The organism is Butyrivibrio sp., from assembly GCF_017433805.1.
Taxonomy (GTDB): domain Bacteria; phylum Bacillota; class Clostridia; order Lachnospirales; family Lachnospiraceae; genus Butyrivibrio.
The window spans coordinates 1-23,919 of record NZ_JAFRGN010000020.1 but is presented as its reverse complement, the minus strand read 5'-3'; the positions used below and the strand labels follow the sequence as shown (position 1 = coordinate 23,919).

The window sequence follows — 23,919 nt, the reverse complement described above, 5'->3', positions numbered from 1 at the left end:
CCCGTTAACCTTCTTCTTCGGCTAAAGCCGCTTTTATCATAATGGCACATTCTATGCGCTTTCTCTGAAGCTCACATCCGTGCTTATATGTCGTATTGATATCCCCGTTAAAATTATATGCATTGGCAGCACATCCGCCACTGCAGTAGTACCTGGCAAAACATTTCTCACACTCGGGTCTGGAATAAACATTGCTCTTCTTGAACATCTCTCTGATGTCATTTCTGGTTATTCCATCGTATACGTTACCCATGATGAAGTCCTCATTACCAACAAACTGATGGCATGGATAAAGGTCTCCCCAAGGAGTAACACCCAAATACTCGCATCCTGAACCACATCCTGAAAGTCTCTTGGCAACACAAGGGCCACCCTCGAGATCGATGTTGAAGTGGAAGAAGTTAAAGCCCTTACCTTCCTTGTGTCTCTCGATGTAGAACTTGGCAAGCTTGTCGTACTCTTCGCAAAGTTTAGGAATATCTTCATCCTTGAGTGCGTACCAGTCCTCAGGCTTGGCAACTACAGGCTCTACAGATATCTGCTTGAAACCAAGATCTGCAAGATGCTTGACATCTTCTGAGAAATCAAGATTGTTGTGAGTAAAGGTTCCTCTTACGAAATATCTGAGCTGATGACGAGATTCTGCAACCTTCTGGAACTTAGGTACTATGTCATCATAGCAGCCCTGTCCGCCTCTTCTAGGACGCATAAAGTCGTTAACTTCCTTACGGCCGTCGATAGAAAGAACAATATTGCCCATTTCCTTGTTAACATACTCAAGGATCTCATCATTCAAAAGTGTTCCGTTTGTAGTAATTGTGAATCTGAAGTTCTTGTTGTGCTCTTTCTCAATTGATCTGCCGTACTCGACGATCTTCTTGACAACTTCCCAGTTCATAAGTGGCTCGCCACCAAAGAAGTCAACTTCAAGATTTCTACGATTACCTGAATTCTTGATAAGGAAATCAAGTGCTGCCTTACCAACCTCTTCGCTCATGAGTGCTCTTCTGCCGTGGTACTCACCCTCGTCAGCAAAGCAGTATTTACATCTAAGGTTACAGTCATGAGCTATATTAAGGCAAAGAGCCTTAATAACTGTATCCCTGTTCTGGAAATCTTCTACGTAGTTCTCGTAAACATCGTCTACATAAAGAACTTCTGAAGCGCGAAGCTCAAGGATCTCCTCAATAGCTTCCTTAATATCTTCCTCTGAGTACTTGCTCTTAACGTCTGTAGTAGAAAGAACATCCTCAAGAAGCCATTTAACATCAGCTTCATCTACACCATTGTTGTCCTCAGCGGCTGCTGCAGTACCATATTTATCCTGCAGTCTTGTCTCTACGACCTCTACAAGGTCGAAAACAACGTCATCTACAACATGAACTGATCCGCTGTTAACGTCCAGAACAATATTATAGCCGTTGTTCTTATAAGCGTGAATCATAATTTCTCCTAACTAACAATTATTCAAAGCCAGACTCGAAAATGCATGGCTTTGAATACCACAAAATTTGGGCAGCGACAAAGTCGCTGCCCGACATGACTAAATCATGTTTCCGGGATAAATTATGTGCTTCCCGGAATATCTGTAACCGGTAATTACTTGCTAAGCTGTTCGCAGCTCTGATTTCCTACTGTGCAGGAAGTCTTGCAAGCAGACTGGCAAGATGTCTGGCACTCGCCGCATCCGCCCTTCTTCATTGATTCCTTAAGGTTTCTTGTAACTAATGATTTAACGTGTTTCATAATTGCCTCCTACTTGAAAATGTGGTAACAACCATATTTCGAGTTTTTCATCGACTCAGTATAACATATTTTTCTAAATTTATAAAGAACTTTTATTCTTTATTATCTTCTTCAGTTTCCCGCTCTTTGGCAGGTTCAACATGCATGAGTACTTTGGTTATTCTGTTACGTTTAATGGCTCTTGCTGTAAGTGTTATGCCATTATCCAGATTAACTGTTTCCCCATATCCCGGAAGTCTGTCCAGGTTCTCGATCATAAGACCGCCGATTGAATCATAGTCCTCAGAATCAAGGTCAGTTCCAAGGGCATCATTGATATCATCAAGCTTCATATTACCTTCAACCAGGTACTTGTTATCGCCCAGATCCTTGATGAACTGTGCCTCATCAGAGTCATATTCATCTCTGATCTCACCAACAATTTCCTCAAGAAGATCCTCAAGTGTGATCATACCAACCGTGGTTCCGTACTCAGACAGTACAAATGCAACGTTCTGAGACTTCTCTCTCATCTCCATCAAAAGATCTGCTGTCTTCTTGAACTCATAGGTATAATAAGCTTTTCTGAGATGATCCTTAATCTTGAAATTATCCTTATCTTCTATAAGGATAAGGTCCTTAATATTAATAAGTCCAATGATGTTATCCTGCTCATTGCCTTCATACACAGGGATTCTGGTGTACATTTCATCCTTGAACACCTTCATGACTTCATTGTAGTCGTCATCTGTGCTGACACAGGACATATCAATTCTTGGAATCATAATATCCTTGGCCACAGCATCACTGAAATCAAAGACATTGTAGATGATCTCTTTTTCTCCAGACTCAATAACACCATCTTCATGGCTTACATCAACGTAGGTCTTGAGCTCGTTTTCTGTCATGGCAACTCTGTTCTGTACGTCTACCCTGAGCACTTTGAGGATGGCAGATGCAACGCCATTGATGATAAAGCTAAGTGGCTTGGTGATTGCCATTATAAAAATGATGATTTCCGCATACCACAGTGACATATTCTCAGAATATGCTGTAGCTATGGTCTTGGGAAGAATCTCACCTACAATAAGGACAACCAGAGTCAAAACTCCGGTACCTATTCCTACAGCAAAGCTTCCCCATAGGTCTGTCACAAAGACAGTCATCAGCGCTGACGCGCTCAGATTAACGATATTATTGCCAATCAGGATCGCTGATAGCATCTTCTGTGTATCTTCACAAATTCTGATAACAGATGCAGCTCTTTTGTTGCCCTCGTCTGCAAGCGCTTTGATCTTGACTCTGTTTACAGTCATAAAAGCAGTTTCTGCAGAGGAGAAAAAAGCTGAGAGAAGTACTAACACAATTAGCACTATCAGCCTGACCAAGTGAACGTTCAAAGTTCTTCCTCCTGTAAAACATCAAGTATTTGCATTGGGTCTGTTACAAATATATTGTTGCCTGCTCCTGCAGCTATAAGCTCTTCTTTGGTTCTAAAGCCCCAAAGGCAGGATATACATCTAAGTCCGCTGTTAACAGCTGTCATGTGGTCAACCTCTGAGTCTCCCACATATATGCAGGTATTCTTATTTACTCCAAGCTCTCTGATAGCTGCTTCTACAGTATCAGGTGCCGGTTTTTTGCGAATTCCTGCTGATTCACCGATGGCAACTGAAATGAACTTACTAAAATATAACTCATTCAGCTCTTTAACCGCATTCATGTATTTATTGGACACGATTGCCATGTTATAGCCCCTGTCGCTAAGAGCCTCTAAAAGCTCCATAATATGTGGATAAGGACCTGTCTTGTCGTTACAGTGAATAAGGTAATATTCCTTGAAGCACGCAAAGACTTCCTGAAAAAGAGGATTCTCTTTGCCCCGTGGAACAGCAAGCTCCATCAGTCTCTCAACGCCATTTCCAACAAAGTGTCTGATCTCTTCCAAAGTTCTAAGAGGCATCTCATACCTGGAAAGAGCGTAGTTAACGCTATCCATCAGATCCTCCAGAGTGTTAAGAAGAGTGCCATCAAGATCAAAAATAACTGTATTACATTTCATTGATCAGTCTAAATGGAACACAGGGTGCAAATCTACAGCTACAGGGCTGTTATCTGGATTGGTCTCCATAATATCTGCCATGAAATCCCACCATTTACGGTTGATGGCAGTGTCTGCACTCTTAGCCCACAACTCCTCGTCTTCAATTTCTATATATCCATAGAGGACAAGAGTCTCCGGATCAAGATAAATACTGTAGTTGTGTCCGCCATGCTCATGGATCATCTGCTGCATTTCTGGCCACAGCTCATTGTGTCTCTTCTCGTACTCTTTCTCCATCCCTGGATACAGCTTCATCTTAAAGCCTTTTCTAATCATTGTGTAATCCCCCAATCTGGTTTTTCTTTTATTGTGTCATACCAGATTATCCCCATCTACGCATTTATTCTCAAATTCTTAGCAAATTAGTTCAATGGCTTCTCGTAGAAATCTCTGATATCCTCATAGCCCTGTTCATTCAGCTGCTGCTTCTGGAACTTCTTGTTCTTGGCCATGCGAACTACGAGAACACTCTTACCAGCTGCTCTCTCCTTCTGCGCCTCTGAAATGATCTCAGCAAGTCTGTCGCCCTTGATACCTTTCTCAATAAGGAAAGCAATCTTGTCGCTCTCACCCGGAATCTTGAAGCCTTCATCCATCATGATCATGATGATACGCTCAAATCCAATTGAGAATCCACAAGCTGGTGTGTCCTGTCCAAGGAACTTGCCAACCATCTTGTCATAACGTCCGCCACCACCGCAGCTTCCGCCGTACTGAGGCATAGCTACCTCAAAGATAGTTCCTGTATAATAGCTCATTCCTCTTACAAGTGTAGGATCAAACTCCATCTCAAACTGAGCTGTCTTAGTTGCATCTACGCTGCTGATGATCTCATTGAGGTTGTCTCTTGTATCAGCATCAAGGAAATCACCAAGCTTATCAGCAATAACCTTGATTCCTTCAAGGTTCTGCTTACCTTCTGCTGCCTTGAACAGATCAAGATACTTATCAACACTGTCCTGAGCATAGCCCTGCTTAACAAGTTCCTCTGCTACGCCGTCCATTCCGATCTTGTCCATCTTATCAAGAGTGATGAATACGTTGTCGTACTCTTCCTCTGGGAATCCGCTGTATGCAGCCATTGCCTTGAGCATTCTTCTGTCATTGATACGGATTTTGAAGTCCTTGAAGCCAAGTCTTCCAAGTGTTGTAGTTGTAGCCAGAATAAGCTCGATCTCAGCAAGGTTAGAAGCCTCACCCAGAATATCTATATCGCACTGCATGAACTGACGATATCTACCCTTCTGAGGTCTGTCAGCTCTCCATACATTGCCCATCTGAAGTGCCTTGAAAGGTGCTGGAAGCTCATTAGCATGATTAGCATAAAAACGAACGAGGGGAACTGTAAGGTCATAACGAAGACCTGAATCTGTAAGATCGTTCTCCTCCTTGGCTGTCTCAAGATTGAGCTTCTCGCCTCTCTTCATTACCTTGAAGATAAGCTTCTCGTTCTCGCCGCCCTGTTTGCTGTTGAGGTTGGCAAGTGACTCTACTGCAGGAGTCTCGATAGATGTAAATCCAAACTCTGCATAAGTCTTCTTGATTATTCCAATACAATAATCCCTCAGCTGCATTTCTGAGGGCAGAATATCCTTCATTCCTGTAACTGGTTTCTTAATTAATGCCATAAATTACCATCCTTATATAGAAAAATTCTTTCAATATAATACACTTTGGAAAACTTCTTTGCAATGCCTCGTTAGAGCGTTCAAAGCATATGTGCAGCCAGACCGATTTGACACCAAGCATCATCGGAGGTCTGGATGTGCGATGCGCTACCCGTTGTGCTCTTTCAGGAATTGCACGAACTGATCTCGAGGCATAGGACGAGCGTAAAAGAATCCCTGGATATGGTCACAGCCAAGCTTAATAAGCTGACGAGCCTGTTCGCCAGTTTCCACACCCTCAGCCACTATTTCTTTTCCGAGGGATTTGATGATCTTGATAAGATTGAGCATGACCATATAAGAAGTTTCAGACTCGAACGCAGACTGAATTATACTCTTATCCAGCTTGAATATTTCCACTGGCATAGTAGCTATTCTCACAAGGTTAGAATATCCAGTTCCAAAGTCATCCATGGAAAAAGAAATACCCATTTCCATCAGTTTCCTGATATTCTCATCCATAGCAGCTGTAATGCCCTGCTCGTAAGTCTCTGTGATCTCAAAATTGATCTCTTTTGGTGCAATCTGATACTTATTCAAAGTTCCCATGACATTATCTGCAAGATTAGTCTGGATACAGTCAACTACAGAAAGGTTGACCTCGGTATATTCAAGGCCATATTTTCTGACATCCGTCTTAGAGAGCATGTCGCACACTGAAGACAGAACAAACTTATCAATAGCAAGGATTGTACCATTTCTTTCAGCAATCGGCATGAAGATTGCAGGCGAAATAAATCCAAGCTGAGGGTCCTTAAGTCTAAGGAGAGCCTCACAGGATGAGAACTTACCGGTAACCGGTGAGTAAATAGGCTGATAGTATACGTCAAGAAGCTCATCATCAAGGGCATGCTTAACTATTCCATCTATCTTTTTATCATGCTCAACCACCTTGAGGTTGATGTCAGCAACACGGACAATATCTCTGCTCTGCTTGGTCAGAGCCTTCTCAAGAACACCTCTAACTTCATTGTATCTTTCAAGACTGTCTACTTCCTCAGGGAACACAACAGCATAAGGGGTTTCTATCAGCTTGATTTCTTCATCCCCAACCTTCCAATGATCTCTGAAGCGCCTTTTGATCTCGTCAGTTATCTTCTCGATTGTTGACTCATCTGCTGTAACATCAGGGAACAGCATCACAAAATCTTCCATGTATGGATAATAAACTATTCCATCAGGACTGAAGCCTCTTAGATATTCAGTTATCTGGCTCAGTAATTCTGCAGCTTTCTCTGGCTGTTTTTCTCCGATCAGAACTGATAATCTGTCGATGTGAACTCCATAAAGAGTAAATTCTTTTTTCTGTAAAAGATTTGTAGACACAGCAAAATTGAGCGCATTTCTGGTTGCCGCCCCCGACATCCTGTCGACAAATTCGCTTGGATTCTGGAAGGTATAAACGCATAAAAGAAGCGCCAGTGAAACACTGAATTCAAAGATAGAGCTTGACCTTGAAATAATCCTGATCGGTACAGCAAGTAACATCAAAATGTAATAAACCCACAGGGCGTAAGCCTTCTCCGAGCTAAGTGTCTTGGTATACTTGATCAAAAGATATGTAGCAAAAATGAAATACAGATCTGCCCCTATATATACTGTAGCTCCCTGAGGATAAATGAACTTAATATTGCCATCTTCAGTAAAGTAGAAGAAGAACCTGGTAAAGAAGCCAATCATAAATACAGACAGTGAATAAGCTGTAGGAATTATAATGATAGCTTTTTTCAAAACAGTATTGAAATCAATCTGGAAAATACTCATCACATAGCAGATTGACAGATACGGAAGAAGGTGTGCAAAGAGCTTTTCCGCAAGAACCACGTAGCAGTTGATGTCATAGCCTATTGCTGCAGCGCCGACATCACTATAAAGATATGCGTTATGTATAAGCCCCATCAGATTCAGCATGAATGCATCAAAAATCAGGGCGCCAAAAATATGCCCCTGCCTGTTGAATACTTTTTCTTCTGAAGCATGAATCAGATAAGTAACAAAAATAAGCACAAGAGCTGCTATCGAGAAGCATATATTATAAGTTTGAGGTTTAGTAATAAGTCCCATTAATTATCAACCTTCCTCAAAATACGCATCAATAAACTTGACATAAGAACTATCCTGCATAGGTTCGCCCATGTAATCTCCAATAAGGAAATCACATCCCAGTTCTTCTGCCATCATTTTGTCTTCTTCATTCTCTATTTCTGTAGCGCCAACAAAGATACTTACGTCATGGAACAGATTAACAATTCCTTCTGCCACAAGCTTCATCTTTTCTGAAGCCTGAGCCATTCGAAGTACCGATATATCCAGATTAATCTGAAATACAGGCAGAGACAGAATTCTATCCAGGTCTCCATAGCCGCTTCCAAATTTATCCACAATAATGTAGCTGTTCATTTCTCCCAAGAGCCTTAAGTTATGCTCAGCAACCTTGTTCATGGTAGTAACTGTAGTCTCTGTGAGCTTAAGGCTTATCCATGAAGCCTCTGCGTTCTCTTCTCTCAGTATCTTTTTGATCCTTCTGACAAAATCATTTTTGGATATCTCGCCCTGAGAAAGTCCGACAACAGCTCTGTATTTGCCTTTTTTATCTCCGTCATTCCAAAAAGACAGAGCTCGGCAAGCTCTTCTGTACACGTACTCATCTACGTCCATAAGAGTCTGTGTTGTTTTGACATCAGGTATATGCTTCCTTAAATCAATCTCATTGCCATCTTTATCCAATGGAAAAAAGATTACGTCAGCGCTGTAGTTTATCTTGTAAATTTTGGATAAAACCGGCTGATACTTAATAACAGAGGCCTTTTTATCAAGGCTTATTCTGGCCGTATTGTCATAATCTCTGGCCTTTTTAAGTTCTTTGAATTCCACACTGTCTATATCAACTATTGTTTCTTCAGCGGTAGGAATATCCTGAGTAACAATATCGATTCTGCTCATCAGTTCAGCAGTAGTCATGTAATTAACAGGGTATCTCATAAGAAAGCAATGTCCCTCTACTCTGATTGCCATACCCGAGCTATTCCAAGGCTCATTAAGTCTTAGGGCAATTTTTTCAAGGAGCTGTCTTATCTTTTCATCATCCTTACTATGGATCGTCACAGCAAACATATACTCTGCATATCTATATGCATAGCTCTGGAGTCCATACTCCTTAAAACCTACATTCCTAAGGTAATTAGCAATCAGCTTAACAACGTTCTGAGCCTGCTTATAACCAATCTCTGCACTGAGCGCTCCAACGTTGTCGATAGTTACAAAGATAGTACTATGAGGCTCTTTTCTCTTAACCTTAAGATCAAGGCCTTCCAGAAATGCCTTTCTGTTGAGCATGTTAAGACCATCATCTACCATCTCACTTGGATTCTGAAGTGTGATGAAAACAAGCGTCGCACTTACTGTGTTGCAGAAGTTTTCGATAAGAAGAGATGGGAAAAAGAACTGGAGCGCGATACCAATAACAACAAAGACTACGTAGGACGCAATGAAGAGCCTGGTCTTACTTCTCATGAGCTTGTTATATCTGAGCATGAGAGAAACACCAGTAGCTATATAGTAAAAAGCTATAACGTAATAGATGCCGATATAATCGCCCCTGTGATACAGTCCATCCTCTGAATAGTAGAAAAGAACCGGAACAAAGAGGTTAATTGCCACAAAAACAACGCCCACAAGATATCCAAAGGCCACTTGCATGAAGTTTTTCAGTTCTCTGAAATTAACATAGATGTCCAAAACGGACATGATATAGAGCATATAAGATGTAGCAGAAAACAGATGTGCAAGGAAATAGATAGAGCCAAAGGTCATTTCTGCGCCATGATACCAGGGCGCATTAACTGGATGCATCTGAAGGAATGTTTCCACTCTCTCAGCTGCAGTGGCTACAAAAATCGCCAAAACAAGAAGGCCATAAGCTTTCTGCCTGTAGGCCGGAACAGCCTTTCGGGACATAGTCGTTATGGCTATGGTTGCGATTATACATAAAGCGCAGATATCAAAGTAGTAGTTATACTGCATGCGCTAGCCTCCAGCTAGTTTATCAAAGCCACTTCAGCGGATTGCTGATAACCTTGGCTTTGCTCATAAAGTCATCCAAATTCCCCCTTAAATACTCCTCTAATCCTGTGACTTCCTCAGCTGTGTATCCATTCTGGCTGATAATCTTACAATCAGGAAGGATTCCTTCTGCTACTTCCATAACCCCTTTGCCCATTCTCTCGAACTTGACCCGGACTATTTTCCTTCCATCCTTGTCCCGAACGATTGCAGAATATGTCATTGTCATATTGCCATCAGCCATGTCCTGCCCCCAAAAGTACTTAATCAGAAGAAAAAGTGTTACCGAAAGCGCAAACTTTCGATAACACTATTATACTAAAGTTTATGCAATTTTGATAGCAAATTGTGTGCTTAAACGTATTTCTTTCAATTCACATGCTTTTCCGTCTGTCATGTCAGGCCATTCCTGTAAATACATGCGTTTCTTATCCTCCGCACACAAAGGAGTAATTGTAACCTCAGCATTTAAGGCACTTTCCGCATATCTCTTAAGTCCTATTTCCCATATCTGGCCTGTGTAGAAGGTATCAGTTGCAATTTCTCCACCTATTATGAGCTTTCCAATATCACCTGTAAAATCAAGATGCGCATAAACTTCATTTGCATCAGGTGACATATTTGCAATCGACAGCTTATAGTGAAGTCCGCCACCTTCTTTTCCTGTTAATTCAAAGGAAGCCTCTGCAGTATTCTTATATACTTCTTTGCTCTCATATATTGCAAAAGCATCTGAAGTTGTATATTCGCCGTCTGCAATAGCTGCTTTCTGGCAGGCGAACTTATCAAGGCTGCCACTAATTTCAGGATATGCCCTGAATACAAGCTTTGAATCAGCTTCAGTTTCAAAGAAAAGATTAACATCTCCGTGAGCATCAGTTACAGCCTCTGCAGCAGAAATGATCAGATGCTCTTTACCATTTATCACTACTTTGGATGCATGAACTGCTTCGTCTCTGCTCAAAACAATGATCTTATTGCCATCAAGGTCTCCCTGAATATCCATAGATACTTCTCTGTCAGTATCAGTGTAGAAGACGTAGGCATGGCGTCCCTGACCGCAGGCATCATGAATAATGCACATAGGAGTAGCATCAATAGTTACAAGCGCCTTAGCGCCTACCTCCATATTGAATGGGTAAAAGAAAAAGTCTCCATTTGCTACATCGCGTCTTGCAAAGGATGCAAGCTTTGTTTGGCCATCTTCCGCATAAGCTGTAAGTTCTATATCTTTGTGAAGAGCCATCTCATATCTTCTCTGATAATTATTTACAAAAAGATATCCTTTATTAAACTCTTTGCCGGACTCATCAGTTTTTTTCTTGTATCTTACTGATGTACGAAGGTCAGTTAAATTATCAGGCTTAAGAGGGTTTCCAGGCTGCTCGACATAGTTCATATCGCACAGGTCATTTCCAAAATCATGGATGAAGCTTGCTATAAGTCTAACCTCTCTGTAAGTTCCTTCCATCTGACCAAATTCACGAAGAGGAGCATTAAAATCATAGGAATACTCAGGAAGATCATTAGGATAACCAGTAGCTCTGCTCTCCTGAAGAGTTGTAAGTTTACCCTTGGGATTTGTGCCTCCGTGATACATATAATATCCCAGCAGATTAGCTCCACATCCAATCTTGGTCATGGTCATTGCAGCTGTATCAAGGCCTGTAGCTATAGGTCTTCTGTGGTGAGTAACCTGAACGCCGCCACCAAGCTCAGCTGTAAGGAATGGGAACTTATTCATGTCAAAAGTAATTCCCGCACCAAGTCCATGATCAGAACCGATATTATGGTCATTTCTCTCTCTTGTAAAAATATAGTTTCCGCTTGGCTCTATCTCAGTTAATCTTTGATCCCATGGAGCTTCACAGTAGCCACCCATAACAGGAAGCATTCCACCTGTAACAGCGCCACCCCAGCCTGTTGCTGTGTATATAGGAGTAACAAAGCCAATCTCCTCTGCCATAGCCTTAAGAGTCTGCATATGTTTCTCACCTTCATCGCCAGTGAGACCTCCGCAGTGGCCAAACTCGTTCTCTATCTGTATTCCAATAACAGGGCCATCATCTTTGATAAAATATCCCTTAGCCTGCTCATAAGTCTTAGAATAAAAGTTTCTCACATGTTCAAGGTACTCTGGAGCATTGCTTCTTACTTCATAGCCCCTTTTCCTTGCATCCTCCAAGAGCCAGTCAGGGAAGCCTCCATTTCTCGCTTCTCCGTGAGCCCATGGTCCGATTCTTAATATGCTGTACATTCCAACTTTCTTGACAGTCTCAAGGAAGTCTCTAAGGCACCTGTCGCCTGTGAAATCAAATTCGCCACGTATCTCTTCATGGTGGATCCAGATAACATAAAGAGAAACAATATCTATGCCACCGGCCTTCATTTTGCATAGTTCCTGTTCCCAATTTTTCTTGGGATATCTGCTAAAATGCATCTCTCCCATCATAGGGAACCATCTTTTTCCATCTACAAGAAGGCTTACATTGTCAAAACCAACCTTAGACCCAGAAGTTATCTTCATAACTTTTCTCCTCATTTTCTCATATACACTACATGGGCGGTGATCAGTATAATCATCGCCCATGCTTATCACTTAGTACTTTCTTTTAAAATCACTTCGTAATTCTTGAGCATCTTGCTCTGAGCATTTTCCCCTGCTATTATCGCAAGCAGTGTTCTGGCTGCCTCAGCTCCAAGATTCCTGTCATTAAAATTAAGGGATGTAACCGAAGGAACAGTACTCTCAAGAAGTGAACTATTATAAAAAGACGCCACTCGAAGATCATCAGGGATCTTTATATGTTCATCACGGCATCTTGAAATAACCTCTCCCGCGATACTGTCATCCATGCAGATAACACCGTCTATGTTTTTTTTAAGAATCGATTTGATGATACCGCCTATTTTGATATTATTCTCAACATCCAGATAAACCAGATTCTGGTCAACATCAAGCCCCATACTCTCAAAAGCATTAACAAAGCCTTCGTACCTTGTCCTGGTAATTATATGATTGGTGGAACCTCCTATTAATGCAAGCTTCCTAAGTCCCTTGGCAAGAAGTATAGATGTAAGTTCCTTGCAGGCTCCAAGATTGTCATTATCCACAGTAATAATATCAGGATCATCGGTTTTGCCTATGGCAACAAAGGGAACTCCCGACTCCTTCAGATACTTGGCCGGTGTATCATTGACCATAGTCCTGGTCAGCACAACCCCATCAACCTTATGATTCTCTATTATTCTCTTCAAACTGGACAGGTCATCACCTGCAATAAGGGACACCACTATATCATAACCAAAACTCGATGTGATCTCACTCATTCCGATCATGCATCTCTGGAAAAAAGGAAGATCTACAGCATTATAGTCATCAGGCCAGACGACGCCGATATTAAAAGTCCTCTGCTGAGCAAGCGCCCTGGCCATGACATTAGGCCTGTAATTATGCTTTTCAATAAAATCCATAACCTTGGCTCTTGTACTATTCCCCACTCTTCCCTTTCCGGAAATGGCTCTGGAAACAGTAGTCTTGGAAATACCAAGAGCCTTGGCCACGTCATCGATTGTAATTTTCTCGTCAGTCATACACTTTCACCACAATAAGAACAAGGAACCTACCGCTCTCACTTCGTGAGCCGGTTTTATCGAGCCAAGTCCTCTCTGGGATTCTCACTAACCTAGAAAAGGAACCTACCGCTCTCACTTCGTGAGCCGGTAGACGTTCGAACTAGGCTCGACAAAACCTCGCCAAGTTCTCTCAGCCCTTTACTGCTCCACCAGTAACACCCTCTACGTAGTATTTCTGAAGGAACATGAACAAAATAGTAACAGGAACTGCAACTACAATTCCGCCTGCGCAGAATCTTGTGAAGTAACCCTGATAGTCGCCTACAACCATCCATCTCTGCATGGCAACTGCTACATTGTAACTTGCATCATGTCCAAAAGCAATATATGAAGCGAAAACGTAATCACACCATGGTCCCATAAATGCTACAAGAGCTGTGTAAATGATAATTGGCTTAGCCATAGGAATTATCATCTGGAAAAAGACTCTTGCGCGAGAAGCACCGTCAATTCTGGCAGCCTCATCAAGCGCCTTGGGAATTGTGTCAAAGTAACCCTTACATACATAGTAGCCCATACCCGAGCTTGCTACAGATACAAGAATGAGTCCTGGAATAGCTCCTGCCTGAGTAAGTCCCATCTGCTTGAGAAGGAAATACAGACAGATCATTGTAAGGAATCCAGGGAACATTCCCAAAACCAGCCAGAATCTCATGAGGAATGTTCTTCCCGCAAATCTCATTCTGGAAAGTGCATAACTTACACACAGAACAATACATGTATTAAACAGTGATACAAATATTGAGATGATCAGTGTGTTGGCATACCATCTTACATAATTGGTCTGACCATTAAACAAAAACTTGTAGTTATCAAGTGAAAATGTGTGTGGAATTATGTAGTCTACAACTCCACCATATTCAATAGATGCATCAAAAGATCTAAAGCTTGCCATAAGAAGTCCAAAATATGGGAAAAGCCAGATCAAACTTATGAGAATAAGTAAAACATAGCCGAAGAAATTTCCTACAGCTCTTTTTCTTTTCATTGAACCAGTATTTGTATTAGCCATTATTGGAAGCCCTCCTCGTCCTTGACAGATGGTAATAAGTTATAAACAACAAGGCTGATTCCAGCAGTTACAACGAATACCATGATACCTATTACAGCAGCCATACGGTAATTGGTATCGTTAATAGTCATCTTATAAAGCCATGTAATGAGAAGGTCCGTACGTCCGGCTCCTCCAACAAGGTTTCCTGTCTTGGGCTGTCCCTGTGTCAAAAGGAAAATAACGTTAAAGTTATTAAGGTTACCTGTATACTGAGTAAGAAGGAACGGTCCTGTTACAAACAGCATATATGGCATTGTAATGTTAACGAACATCTGCCATGGAGTTGCACCGTCAATTCGTGCACTCTCATAGAGATCTTCAGGAATATTCATAAGAAGTCCTGTTGCTATCAGCATCATGTATGGAATACCAATCCAGATATTAACAACTATGATAGTGATCTTGGCAAGTGTAGGATTAACCCAGAACTGAATTGCCTGATCGATGATTCCCCACTTGAGAAGATATCCGTTTATAAGTCCATCATTAGCAAATAGCTTGGAAACATACAAAAGTGATACAAACTGTGGAACAGCAATTGTCATTACGAGGATTGTTCTCCACAATTTCTTGAACTTGATTCCTTTTTTATTGATCAGCATTGCAACTGCAATACCAAGGAAATAATCGATAAATGTAGCAAAAAAGGCCCATACAAGCGTCCAGATAAGAACTGTCACGAATGTTCCACCAAAGCCTGCTGTACCAAATGAGAACAGATTCTTAAAGTTCTCAATGCCAACCCATGTAAAAAGATTAGAAGGTGGCTGATGGTTAGCGTCATAATTGGTGAAGGCAACGCATATCATGAACACGATAGGCAACACTGTAAATACAAAGACTCCTGCAACAGGAAGTGCAAGAAGTGTCTTGTCAAAATTAGAATCAAAGAGTGACTTGAAGTCATCTTTGTTTGACGGAAGCTTTCTGCCATTTTTGATAATAAGTTCTTCATTGCGATTAACTCTGACATTTATTCTCCAAATAGCTATAAATGCGATAACCGCAAACAAAGTAAGAAGACCAAACAGCAGTATCAAAAAGCTGTTGTCTCCATATACTGTTTTCCTTCCCTGCTTGGTAGTAGCAATAGTTCCAAGACTTCCTATCTTGGAAAAATATGACCATCCAAATGAGAATATAAAATATAAAAGTCCACACTCAGCAGCTAAAAGAGTCAGTCCTCTCAGCCATAAGCCGCGAAGCAAAGACCCAAAGCCAAAGATCAGAAATGAAATCTTTGTCTTAAAATCTCCCTCTTTAAAAGTAACACCGATTTCCTTTAGGTCTTTTCCTAACATACTAAAGAAATCAGCAATTGCATTTTTCTTTTTTTGGCCACCTTTTGTATTAGCCATATCTGCTTCCTCCAAGTTCTCCTAACAATAATTCTTCCGGCAGAAAGCGTCTTTCCACCGGAAGAACATTAAGCAAAAGTTTCGTAATAATCGGCAGAAATGCCTATGATTATCAATTATTTAGCATATGACTCAAGGTCAGCCTGGTATGCTTCAAGTGCAGCTGTAAGGTCCTCATCAGAAGCCTTCTGGAATGCGTCCTTAACATCACCTGCAAGTGACTCAGCACGTGACCAGTAATCTCCAGGATAGTTGCCCTGAGGAATTGTGAATGCGAACTGATCTGCAAGAGCTGAAAGAGCTTCGTTAGCCTTAACAGCGTCTGATGCCTGAGCATTTAAGTTTGAAGGGCCCCAACCAACTGCATTGAATCTTGCAAGCTGAACTTCCTCGTTTGTGAGGTAGTATGCAAGGTCATCACAGATCTGAAGCTTATCTTCATCTTCCTGAGGCTTAACACCAAGGAGTTTGCATCCGTTGAATCCGCTCATCTGGTATGTGTTGCCATCTGAACCTGTGAATGTAGGAAGCTTAGCACAAGCGTAATTGTCACCAAGAACGCTCTTTACTGTATCAGCATCCCATGTACCATCGATGATTGCTGCATAGTTAACAGCATCGCCAGCTGAAGAACCAGCCTGGTAAGCTGATGAAGAAGCAAGCTCGATCATCTCCTTAAGAGCCACAAGACCCTTGTCTGATGCATAGTCAACATTGCATCCTGTGAAGTTACCCTGATCATCTGTATCATATGTAAGCTGGCAGCCTGTTCCGAAGAAGAATGCTACCTGATACCAACCAGTCATATCCATGTAGAAGTTCTTGCCTGCAGCTTCGCACTGCTCAACAATACCCTCAAGTGTGGAAGGATCTGTTACAACGCTCTTATCATAGTAAAGGAAATATCCGTTATCAGCTGTCATAGGATAAGCATAAAGAGTTCCGCCAACCTTACCAGCCTCAACAACACCTGCTGAGTTAGCAGTCTCAACTGCTGAAAGGTAATCAGGGTTAACTTCCTCAAGAGCACCTGCTGTTACAAGTCTTGTAAGCTGATCCTGTGCGAATCCAAATACATCAGCGCCTGCTGTAACGTCTGTGATGATGTTACCAGCTGCATCGCCTTCACCAACTGGCTCAACTGTGAAGTTAACACCAGCGTACTGAGGATATGCTGTCTTGAAGTTCTCGATCTGCTCGTTAGTGAAATCTACAACGTTCTCAGCAACCCAAACCTTAACTTCTTTTCCATTGTAAGCTGCTGGATCAACATCGCCAGCTGCTTCCTGAACTGCCTCAGCAACTTCTGTAGCTGTCTCTGCTACTTCTGTAGCTGTCTCCTGAACTGCCTCAGCTGTATCCTGAGCAGTCTGTGCTGCATCTGATCCGCATCCAACAAGAAGTGAAGCGCCCATAGCAGCTGTTAATAAAACAGATACCAATTTCTTTTTCATTTTTCTTCCTCCAATTAGTAAATTGTTTACATGGCCAAAAGCCGATTTAAAATGGCCATTTTGCGGTTGCGCATCGCGCAATCGGTTGCTCTATAAAAAAGTGTATGCTTTGTGCATTTTTTTGTCAATGGAGCACATTGTATGATAAAATATCGCCAATTTTATACAAAATGCACATTGACTTTTAAATCGGTAACGTTTTCGGTTACGTTACCGGAAACGTTTTGCGCAAACGGTATCACATTTTTAATATTGCGCAACTTTTATTTCAATATCGTTAGCCTGTAAAATTCACACATCCATCTTTTTCCTGTAATATACGCCTTCCTGGATGATTTTACCCTTGTAATTAAGCTCCATTAAATGGCTCATAAGTTGCGGAATTGATAACTCAATTTCTTTGGAATTTAAATTTTCAAGGATCTGAGATGCAGAAACCGGAATAACATCAATTATGTCCATGATCTCATCCTCCACAGTTTTCGAAAAAACCCGCATGGAATCTTGCTCTTCGTTCTCTTCTGCCTTCTCCTTTTTGGGTGGTTCCAACCCCTTTTGTATCTCCCAAAGTCTTCCCAGAACATCATCCACCCCAAGAGCAACTCCTGCCCCCTGGCTGATGAGGAGATTGCAACCATCGCTAAGCCTGTCAGTGATCCTACCCGGAACAGCCAGTACATCTCTTCCCTGTTCAAGCGCAGTATCTACAGTTATCTGAGTTCCGGACTTTTCCCTTGCTTCTATGACAAGCACAACATCCGCAAGGCCGCTGATAATACGATTTCTCATGGGAAAGAAATTGGCTTTGGGATATGTTCCAGGTGGAAATTCAGATATAACTCCTCCGTTTTCACACAACTGCCTGTATACATCCATATTTTCTTCCGGATAACAGATATCAACGCCGCTTCCCACAATTCCATAGGATGTACCTCCTGCTTCCAGAGCAGCCTTCTGACTGATTCCATCGATTCCTCTTGCCATTCCGCTTATTACCTGTACTCCAGCAAGCGCAAGTCCTCTTCCGAAGTTTCTGGCCATATACCTGCCATACTCAGAGCACATTCTGGCACCGATTATGGCAACACATGGCTTATCCGGATCCGGAAGCTTACCTCTTACATACAGCGCAAAAGGAGGATCTGGTATATTCTTAAGCTTTTCAGGGAATCTTTCATCGATTCTTGAGATAAAAGAAATCCCTTTTTTAGAGAGCTTTAACGCTTCTTTTTCAAAATCCCAGTTCCTTCTGGTCTGCTCGAGACTCTTTATCTGCTTATCAGTAATTATCCCCTTAAACTCTTTAGCATCAGCTTCAAAAACCTCTCTGCAGTTCATACCATTACAAAGAAGTTTGTCTATTCCCCTGTTGCCCAAACCTGGCACATTAAAGAGCCAGTGGGCATAATCATTTTCTGTATAAATCTTCTGTTCTGTCATAAATATCCATGACCACAATCGGTTTGTGATCATCTTCCTTTCTCATACCTTTATTCCTCATTCTGATGCCAGTACTTGCCGTCTGTCATTCGGTAGCTTACTGCTTCCATCAGATGTATTTCCCTAATATCCTCAGACTCATCGATATCCGCTATGGTTCTGGCAACTCTCAGAATCTTGTGATAGGCTCTGGCGCTGAGCTCCATAGTGCAAAAGGCGTTCTCTAAAAAGCTCTGCTCGCGAATTCCAAGTCTGCAGTACTTCTTGATATCAGACGGAGTCATCTCTGAATTAAAGCGTATCTCAGTGCCCTTAAATCTCTCTTCCTGAGCAAGTCTGGCCTTCATAACGCGCTCTCTTATGGTTTTACTGGATTCATTTACCCGCTTTGTCTTTTCCGTAAGGTCAGAAATATCAACTCTTGGCGCCTCGACACAGATATCAATTCTATCTAATATCGGGCCGGAAATATGGCCAAGGTAGCGCCTTATCTCATTAGGCGAGCACTTGCACCTGTTCCTGTCCGGATAATAGCCACAGGGACAAGGATTCAGGGCACCTACAAGCTGAAAGTCTGATGGATAGGTGAATTTCCCCTTAGTCCTTACGATATTTACTTTTCTATCCTCAATAGGCTGTCTTAGCAGATCAAGCTTTGCTCTTGGAAACTCTGGCATTTCATCCAGGAAAAGAACTCCTCTGTGAGCCATGGAAATGACTCCGGGATGAGGAATATTGCCGCCTCCGGTAAGGGCGGTCTCAGTAATTAAATGATGAGGGCTCATAAATGGGCGCCTGGTTATCAAGGCATCATTCTTGCCCAGCATTCCTGCGACGGAATAAATCGTTGATACTTCAAGGCTTTCCTGTAGTGATAAAGGCGGAAGTATCGTCGGAAGTCTCTTAGCCACCATACTCTTTCCGGAACCTGGCGGCCCAACGATCAGAATATGGTGGAAACCCGCTGCAGCAACTTCTACAGCTCTTTTAACAGCAGCCTGTCCGTTAATATCGGCAAAATCAAGGTTGGTATCATCATATTCACTCTTTCTGAAAAGTTCCTTAATATCAACAATAGTCGGGCTTATAAGCAAATCCCTCTCATTATCTTCAGCGCACAGATACGCTACCGCCTCCTGAAGGGATGAAACACCGATTATCCTGATGCCATCGATAACCGCTCCCTCCCTTGCATTACTCTGTGGTAAAAGAACTGTCTTAAAGCCTGATTCTTTGGCTTTAATTACAATCGGAAGCGTCCCGTTAATGTACTTAACTTCGCCGTCAAGGCCAAGCTCTCCCAGCACCATAATGTCTTTGAGCCGATCCTCTGCAATTTCCCCCATGGCCGTCAGAATACCTATAGCCACAGGCAGATCCACGATCACGCCTTCTTTCTTGATATCTGCAGGAGATAAATTGATCGTGATCTTGGAAGCTGGAATCTTGTAGCCAAGATTTTTGAGGGCTACTCTCACTCTTTCGCCGGCTTCCCGAACTTCTCCGCTCATGAAGCCGACCATATTAAAGCCAGGAAGCCCATCCGACACATCCACCTCTACCTGCATGAGGTACGAGGATATGCCATGTACAGCCCCTGAAACAATTGAACTAAACATATATATCCTTTCTAGACTTAAATATTTTGCATAGACATAAAAAATCGACCTGCCTATTTTATAGCAGGTCGATCTGAAAAATCTTTGCGATTTTCTTAAGATTTCTTTAAGATTTTCTTAAGATGGAGTTTTTGTAGATTTTCTCAACATCTACAGCAGCAAGTGGTCTGATTCTTGAGAGTTTAAGCGTATCGTTCATAGTTGCATCAAGTGCAAGTGCCTTGATGTCTTCATCTGAAGGATCAACTCCAAGATCAGTCAAACTAACTGGCATATCAATAGATTTAAAGAAAGTTACTGTCTTTTCGATTCCGGCAAGAGCTGCTGCTTCGTCGTTTTCTTCAGCAACATTCCAGACTTTACGAGCAAATCTGGCAAATCTGGGAACTGCGCCCTTATACAGTTCTTTTGCCCAAGCACCCCATACTGCAGAAAGTGAAGCCCCGTGAGTTACATCGTACTTGGCAGAAAGTGCATGTCCAAGCTTATGAACAGAGAAATCCTTGCCTCTTCCGCACTCTGTAAGGTTGTTGTGAGAAAGGCTTGATGCCCAGAACACCTCACTCATAGCATCGTAGTCTGATGGATCAGCAACAATAATCGCGCCATTCTTAATAACTGTTCTAAGAAGTCCTTCTGCAATCTCATCTGTCATATCGCAGTGACTGTCAGGAATAAAGTAGCGCTCCATTGTGTGCATCATGATATCTGTAACACCGGCTGCAAGCTGCTCTTTGGGAAGAGTCTGTCCAAGCTGGGGGTTAACGATAGCAAATCTGCATCTGTTAAAGTCAGTATTTATGCCGCTCTTCTTGCCAAGCTCTTCATTGGTCAGAACTGCTGAATCGCTCATCTCACTGCCTGCTGCGGCAATTGTAAGAACTGCGCCAACTGGAAGCGACTTGGTAAGAGGTACCTTTCTGGTCCAGAGATTCCAAAGGTTTTCATCTGGATTAGCTGCTCCGTGTGCAATGGCTTTAGCTGTATCAATGGCACTTCCGCCGCCAACACCAATTATCATGTCAGCCCCAAAAGAAAGAGCTTCCTTAATGCCTTCCTGAGCATGAGCAAGGGTTGGATTAGGCTTTGCTCCGCCAAATTCCTTGTACTCAACTCCTGCATCAGAAAGAGACTTTTCTACTCTCTGAAGGAGTCCACTTTTTACTACGCTTCCCTTTCCAAAAACAAGAAGAGCCTTAGAGCCGTACTTTTTGGCAGTTTCTCCTGTCTGATTCTCTGTATCTTTTCCGAAAACAACTTCTGTTGGTGTATATAATTTGAAATTCTCCATAAAGGCCTCCTGAACCTGATCATCATTTGTATTTAATTATAGCCAAGGCAAAAGTTTCCTTCAATCAAATTGCAGACCACTAAATATTTTTTCTGCTATAATGAGAAGCGTTATGGCTAAGATTAAATCAAAACAAATTCAAAGTTCATTATATCTACTTCTGGCATCCATTGTATGGGGCGCTGCTTTTGTTGCGCAGTCCTACGCAAGTGGAAGCGTTGGAACCTTTACTTTTAACGGAATCAGATTTATTATCGGGGGAATCTGTCTTCTTCCATTCCTGAAAGGTCACAATATAAAACCCACCAAGATACCTTTTTATAAGCTTCTCGGTGGGATAATATGCGGTCTTGCTCTTTTCCTGGCTTCAACCTTTCAGCAGCTTGGCATCACTCTTGGCGCCAGTGCTGGTGAAGCAGGTTTTCTGACTGCGTGCTATATAGTTCTTGTTCCTATCATAGGTCTTTTCATAGGCAGAAAGTGCTCTGCCCTTGTATGGCCAGCTGTAGCTATTGCTCTTGTAGGCCTGTATCTACTATGCATGACAGCTGGTGAAGGCTTTAATCTATCTTCCGCAGAGCTGTCACTTTTGGCCTGCGCATTTCTCTTTTCCATTCAGATTCTATGTGTAGACCACTACGTGCCTATCATGAGTCCTGTTGCGCTTGCCTGCGTTCAGTTCTTCGTAAGCGGCGCATTCTCTATTATCGCTGCATTTATATTTGAATTCATTCCAGATCCTGCTGCCTGGACAAGCTCTCTGTCTACCGCAGGCTCCTGGGTTGCTATTCTGTACACCGGAATTTTCTCCTGCGCCGTTGGCTACACCCTTCAGGCTGTCGGTCAGCGCGACTTAAATCCAGCCTTTGCTTCACTTATTATGAGTCTTGAGTCTGTCTTTTCCTCAATATTTGGATGGCTCATCCTCAGTCAGACTATGACAGGAAGAGAAATCGCCGGATGTGTACTTATCTTCGCTTCAGTCATCCTTGCTCAGATTCCCGTTACAACAGACCACTCTTAATCAGTACTGGTCCACCACTTCTTCATTCTCTCTATACAGCCTTTTTGACGCCATGTTCATGTCCGATCACAGGCGTAATCAATGAAAGCATCAAACATGTATTAAGCTTTTCGCCTCAATTATCAAGCATACCACAAATACAAGCTCAATAATAAGCATGATTGCTGCCACAACCATGGCAGGATACATACATCCTATAACCAGTGAGATTATAGGAATAATAATAGCAAACACTCTATAAGCTACGGATTTATAAAGCCATGAATATGGCAGGAGATGTGCTCCGAACACCATGGCATACACCATGACCATCTTCTCCGGAACTGCGCTAAACACCCACATTACGATGAGAAGATACAGGAACTGATTAAGAGTAAAAAGAAATCCCACATTTCCAAGTTCATTACTCTTATCAAAAATATCAACATGGATAAATTTGCCGATCAGCATTGCAAGTGGCATCAGTGGGCAGGAACAGCAAAAGACAATCATATTCTGAAGACGAATCGGAAGCTTCAAAGAACAAGTAATAAGAATCAGCAGCCAGATAACTATTGACGCTCCTATAAAAGGAAGGCCCTTCTTCTGTTTACGCGCTACATCTGTTCTAAGTTCATCTAAGCTCATGTCCATCTCCTTTATTATGGTGTTTTCTATGCTATAACCATAATAAACCCGCATGGATGCTGGGTAAACTTCTTTTTCAGCTAAAGAAAGGCCTTTATTTCGCTATTTATGCGTTATACCAAAGTGCAGAATCGTCTAGATCCTCAGTTTTAGCAAAGCCTGTAGAGCTATATTTATTTAGTTTTTGAGTATCAGGTTTTCTTAGTGAATCTCTCACTGCATTTAGGGCATCTGATCTCAATCCTGCCCTTTCCCTTAGGAACTCTAATCTGCTGCTTACATTTAGGACAGATGTAGTATCTGCTATATTCTCTGTCTCTCCACTGAAGCTTTAAAAGCTTTAAGTATCTTCTGGGAGCCTCAGTTACTGCCAGGAACTTCTGGTTCTCTGCATATCTTTTTGAGATGTTCCTTGAGTAAATTCTAAAGAGTGAGTAAAGGAACAGCACTGCCCAAATAATGTATATCACAGTGCTCTGGGCAAAAATGTTAACTACTATGAGTAGTATTGCAAGTACGTTACATGTTCTGGCCAGATCATCGAATCCATTTCGTCCATATAAAGCCTGCGCCATCATGCGCTGCACCTGTAATCCAAATTGTCTAAATCTATCCATTTTTGAAACCTTCTTTTTGTTTTTATTGGTTATTATACACTCCTTGTCAAGGAACACACAAACGGCCAACCATCATCTTGGGATTGTTAGCCGCTAATCATTCTCAGCCTATATGTTTATCTGAGCATTTTCATCTGCATAGTATCCGGATCCTGCGCAAACTGAATTGCCATTTCTCTTGAAATCTTCTGAGCTCTGTACATCTCCATGATCGCATCATCCATGGAAATCATTCCAAGCT

20 protein-coding genes are annotated in these 23,919 nt (G+C 42.0%); 1 reads left to right on the top strand and 19 read right to left on the bottom strand.

The window, feature by feature from the left end:
• Window positions 1-4: 4 nt before the first annotated feature.
• The 17 genes from scfB to IJI01_RS06015 all read right to left on the bottom strand — a co-directional run bounded on the left by scfB (window position 5) and on the right by IJI01_RS06015 (window position 21,410).
• Window positions 5-1,444, bottom strand: a complete 1,440-nt coding sequence (gene scfB, locus IJI01_RS06095; protein WP_292187371.1) for a thioether cross-link-forming SCIFF peptide maturase — start codon at window positions 1,442-1,444, stop codon at window positions 5-7.
• Window positions 1,445-1,599: 155 nt separating this feature from the next.
• Entirely contained in the window at window positions 1,600-1,746 is a 147-nt protein-coding gene (gene scfA, locus IJI01_RS06090) for a six-cysteine ranthipeptide SCIFF (protein WP_013281386.1), read from the bottom strand.
• A gap of 92 nt (window positions 1,747-1,838) precedes the next feature.
• Window positions 1,839-3,125 (bottom strand): HlyC/CorC family transporter, encoded by a 1,287-nt coding sequence (locus tag IJI01_RS06085; protein WP_292187369.1) that lies wholly within the window; start codon window positions 3,123-3,125, stop codon window positions 1,839-1,841.
• Window positions 3,122-3,787 (bottom strand): HAD family hydrolase, encoded by a 666-nt coding sequence (locus tag IJI01_RS06080; protein ID WP_292187366.1) that lies wholly within the window; start codon window positions 3,785-3,787, stop codon window positions 3,122-3,124. The genes IJI01_RS06085 and IJI01_RS06080 overlap by 4 nt, the downstream gene beginning before the upstream one ends.
• A 3-nt stretch (window positions 3,788-3,790) precedes the next feature.
• The gene (gene rhaM / locus IJI01_RS06075) at window positions 3,791-4,105 is read right to left on the bottom strand and encodes an L-rhamnose mutarotase (RefSeq protein ID WP_026489596.1); all 315 of its coding nucleotides are present in this window, start codon (window positions 4,103-4,105) and stop codon (window positions 3,791-3,793) included.
• 86 nt (window positions 4,106-4,191) lie between these two features.
• Window positions 4,192-5,457: a histidine--tRNA ligase gene (hisS, locus tag IJI01_RS06070; protein ID WP_292187361.1), complete on the bottom strand. Its 1,266-nt coding sequence runs from the start codon at window positions 5,455-5,457 to the stop codon at window positions 4,192-4,194.
• Window positions 5,458-5,604: 147 nt separating this feature from the next.
• Window positions 5,605-7,560 (bottom strand): EAL domain-containing protein, encoded by a 1,956-nt coding sequence (locus IJI01_RS06065; protein ID WP_292187358.1) that lies wholly within the window; start codon window positions 7,558-7,560, stop codon window positions 5,605-5,607.
• Window positions 7,561-7,566: 6 nt separating this feature from the next.
• Entirely contained in the window at window positions 7,567-9,519 is a 1,953-nt protein-coding gene (locus IJI01_RS06060; RefSeq protein WP_292187355.1) for a GGDEF domain-containing phosphodiesterase, read from the bottom strand.
• A 22-nt stretch (window positions 9,520-9,541) separates the two neighbouring features.
• Complete coding sequence (locus tag IJI01_RS06055) at window positions 9,542-9,802, bottom strand: hypothetical protein (RefSeq protein ID WP_292187351.1); 261 nt, start codon at window positions 9,800-9,802, stop codon at window positions 9,542-9,544.
• 81 nt (window positions 9,803-9,883) lie between these two features.
• The gene (locus IJI01_RS06050) at window positions 9,884-12,085 is read right to left on the bottom strand and encodes a beta-galactosidase (protein ID WP_292187348.1); all 2,202 of its coding nucleotides are present in this window, start codon (window positions 12,083-12,085) and stop codon (window positions 9,884-9,886) included.
• 68 nt (window positions 12,086-12,153) lie between these two features.
• The gene (locus IJI01_RS06045) at window positions 12,154-13,152 is read right to left on the bottom strand and encodes a LacI family DNA-binding transcriptional regulator (protein ID WP_292187345.1); all 999 of its coding nucleotides are present in this window, start codon (window positions 13,150-13,152) and stop codon (window positions 12,154-12,156) included.
• 172 nt (window positions 13,153-13,324) lie between these two features.
• Window positions 13,325-14,206 carry a sugar ABC transporter permease gene (locus tag IJI01_RS06040; protein ID WP_292187344.1) on the bottom strand — a complete coding sequence of 294 codons (882 nt, stop codon included), beginning with the start codon at window positions 14,204-14,206 and terminating at the stop codon, window positions 13,325-13,327.
• Window positions 14,206-15,606: a carbohydrate ABC transporter permease gene (locus tag IJI01_RS06035; protein ID WP_292187341.1), complete on the bottom strand. Its 1,401-nt coding sequence runs from the start codon at window positions 15,604-15,606 to the stop codon at window positions 14,206-14,208. The genes IJI01_RS06040 and IJI01_RS06035 overlap by 1 nt, the downstream gene beginning before the upstream one ends.
• A gap of 116 nt (window positions 15,607-15,722) precedes the next feature.
• Window positions 15,723-17,060, bottom strand: a complete 1,338-nt coding sequence (locus IJI01_RS06030) for an extracellular solute-binding protein (protein WP_292187338.1) — start codon at window positions 17,058-17,060, stop codon at window positions 15,723-15,725.
• A 291-nt stretch (window positions 17,061-17,351) separates the two neighbouring features.
• Entirely contained in the window at window positions 17,352-18,533 is a 1,182-nt protein-coding gene (dprA, locus tag IJI01_RS06025) for a DNA-processing protein DprA (RefSeq protein WP_292187335.1), read from the bottom strand.
• Between the two features lie 17 nt (window positions 18,534-18,550).
• Entirely contained in the window at window positions 18,551-20,119 is a 1,569-nt protein-coding gene (locus IJI01_RS06020) for a YifB family Mg chelatase-like AAA ATPase (RefSeq protein ID WP_292187333.1), read from the bottom strand.
• A gap of 106 nt (window positions 20,120-20,225) precedes the next feature.
• Window positions 20,226-21,410, bottom strand: coding sequence for an iron-containing alcohol dehydrogenase (locus IJI01_RS06015; protein WP_292187330.1), 1,185 nt, complete (start codon window positions 21,408-21,410; stop codon window positions 20,226-20,228).
• A 112-nt stretch (window positions 21,411-21,522) separates the two neighbouring features.
• Between IJI01_RS06015 and IJI01_RS06010 the strand changes: the two genes are divergently transcribed.
• Window positions 21,523-22,434: a DMT family transporter gene (locus IJI01_RS06010; RefSeq protein WP_292187327.1), complete on the top strand. Its 912-nt coding sequence runs from the start codon at window positions 21,523-21,525 to the stop codon at window positions 22,432-22,434.
• Window positions 22,435-22,524: 90 nt separating this feature from the next.
• On the opposite strand, the gene IJI01_RS06005 is transcribed toward IJI01_RS06010, so the two are convergent.
• Both IJI01_RS06005 and IJI01_RS06000 read right to left on the bottom strand, forming a co-directional pair.
• Window positions 22,525-23,061 carry a DUF7010 family protein gene (locus IJI01_RS06005; protein ID WP_292187324.1) on the bottom strand — a complete coding sequence of 179 codons (537 nt, stop codon included), beginning with the start codon at window positions 23,059-23,061 and terminating at the stop codon, window positions 22,525-22,527.
• A 191-nt stretch (window positions 23,062-23,252) separates the two neighbouring features.
• On the bottom strand, window positions 23,253-23,678 hold the full coding sequence (locus IJI01_RS06000) for a hypothetical protein (RefSeq protein ID WP_292187321.1): 426 nt from the start codon (window positions 23,676-23,678) through the stop codon (window positions 23,253-23,255).
• Window positions 23,679-23,919 lie beyond the last annotated feature (241 nt).

Coding starts and splice junctions, on each gene's coding strand:
- scfB (WP_292187371.1), bottom strand. CDS start 1,444: ATGATTCACGCTTATAAGAACAACGGCTATAATATTGTTCTGGACGTT.
- scfA (WP_013281386.1), bottom strand. CDS start 1,746: ATGAAACACGTTAAATCATTAGTTACAAGAAACCTTAAGGAATCAATG.
- IJI01_RS06080 (WP_292187366.1), bottom strand. CDS start 3,787: ATGAAATGTAATACAGTTATTTTTGATCTTGATGGCACTCTTCTTAAC.
- rhaM (WP_026489596.1), bottom strand. CDS start 4,105: ATGATTAGAAAAGGCTTTAAGATGAAGCTGTATCCAGGGATGGAGAAA.
- hisS (WP_292187361.1), bottom strand. CDS start 5,457: ATGGCATTAATTAAGAAACCAGTTACAGGAATGAAGGATATTCTGCCC.
- IJI01_RS06065 (WP_292187358.1), bottom strand. CDS start 7,560: ATGGGACTTATTACTAAACCTCAAACTTATAATATATGCTTCTCGATA.
- IJI01_RS06060 (WP_292187355.1), bottom strand. CDS start 9,519: ATGCAGTATAACTACTACTTTGATATCTGCGCTTTATGTATAATCGCA.
- IJI01_RS06055 (WP_292187351.1), bottom strand. CDS start 9,802: ATGGCTGATGGCAATATGACAATGACATATTCTGCAATCGTTCGGGAC.
- IJI01_RS06050 (WP_292187348.1), bottom strand. CDS start 12,085: ATGAAGATAACTTCTGGGTCTAAGGTTGGTTTTGACAATGTAAGCCTT.
- IJI01_RS06045 (WP_292187345.1), bottom strand. CDS start 13,152: ATGACTGACGAGAAAATTACAATCGATGACGTGGCCAAGGCTCTTGGT.
- IJI01_RS06040 (WP_292187344.1), bottom strand. CDS start 14,206: ATGGCTAATACAAATACTGGTTCAATGAAAAGAAAAAGAGCTGTAGGA.
- IJI01_RS06035 (WP_292187341.1), bottom strand. CDS start 15,606: ATGGCTAATACAAAAGGTGGCCAAAAAAAGAAAAATGCAATTGCTGAT.
- IJI01_RS06030 (WP_292187338.1), bottom strand. CDS start 17,060: ATGAAAAAGAAATTGGTATCTGTTTTATTAACAGCTGCTATGGGCGCT.
- dprA (WP_292187335.1), bottom strand. CDS start 18,533: ATGATCACAAACCGATTGTGGTCATGGATATTTATGACAGAACAGAAG.
- IJI01_RS06020 (WP_292187333.1), bottom strand. CDS start 20,119: ATGTTTAGTTCAATTGTTTCAGGGGCTGTACATGGCATATCCTCGTAC.
- IJI01_RS06015 (WP_292187330.1), bottom strand. CDS start 21,410: ATGGAGAATTTCAAATTATATACACCAACAGAAGTTGTTTTCGGAAAA.
- IJI01_RS06010 (WP_292187327.1), top strand. CDS start 21,523: ATGGCTAAGATTAAATCAAAACAAATTCAAAGTTCATTATATCTACTT.
- IJI01_RS06005 (WP_292187324.1), bottom strand. CDS start 23,061: ATGAGCTTAGATGAACTTAGAACAGATGTAGCGCGTAAACAGAAGAAG.
- IJI01_RS06000 (WP_292187321.1), bottom strand. CDS start 23,678: ATGGATAGATTTAGACAATTTGGATTACAGGTGCAGCGCATGATGGCG.